Origin of the sequence: Bartonella vinsonii subsp. arupensis OK-94-513 (assembly GCF_000278235.1) — a bacterium.
Lineage (GTDB): Bacteria > Pseudomonadota > Alphaproteobacteria > Rhizobiales > Rhizobiaceae > Bartonella > Bartonella arupensis.
On sequence record NZ_JH725037.1, the window covers coordinates 1,166,836 to 1,167,482 of the forward strand.

General features: G+C 39.4%; 2 protein-coding genes. Both read left to right on the forward strand.

What is annotated here, in order from left to right; translation table 11 throughout:
* Nucleotides 1-348 (forward strand): crossover junction endodeoxyribonuclease RuvC (locus tag ME1_RS05150; protein ID WP_004864218.1); only part of this gene is annotated, 348 nt, incomplete at its 5' end.
* A partial coding sequence (locus ME1_RS05155) for a DUF1376 domain-containing protein (RefSeq protein WP_004864221.1) occupies nucleotides 338-647 on the forward strand: 310 nt, incomplete at its 3' end. The genes ME1_RS05150 and ME1_RS05155, both read left to right, overlap by 11 nt.

Sequence of the window (647 nt, forward strand, 5' to 3'; positions counted from 1 at the left end):
CGTTATTTTCTTTTTCAGAAATGGCTTACAGAAATGAAGATGACAGCAGGTCAAATTGACGCGGTGTATTTTGAGGAGGTGAGGCGTCATATTGGTACGGATGCAGCGCATGTTTACGGTGGTTTTGTAGGTCATTTAACTGCTTGGTGTGAAAACAATCAAATCCCTTATGAGGGAATTCCGGTTGGTACGATAAAGAAGGCGGCAACGGGGAGGGGGAATGCGTCGAAAGAAGAGATGATACAGGCGATGCGTGCCAAAGGGCACAATCCGAAAGATGATAATGAAGCGGATGCATTAGCAATTTTACATTTAGTTAAAGGAAAGGAGGGCATTCATGTCTATTAGTAGAGTTCCTTGCGTAAGATTTTATTCAAATCAGTTTTTAAAAGAGCTTACTGGTTTAAAAGCAACAGAAAAAGGCATTTACACAACATTAGTGTTGCTTATGAAAGACAAGAAAGAGCCTCTTATAAATAATACGTCTTATTTATCAGGATGGTGTGGGTGTTCAGTAAGAACGTTTCAAAAGGCATTACAAGCTTTAATAAGGACGGGTCATATCACACAATTAGAGAATGGCAACTTATGGTATGGATCAACAGCCTTTGAATATGAAAATAACAAATTTTCAGAGCGCGCTTCGA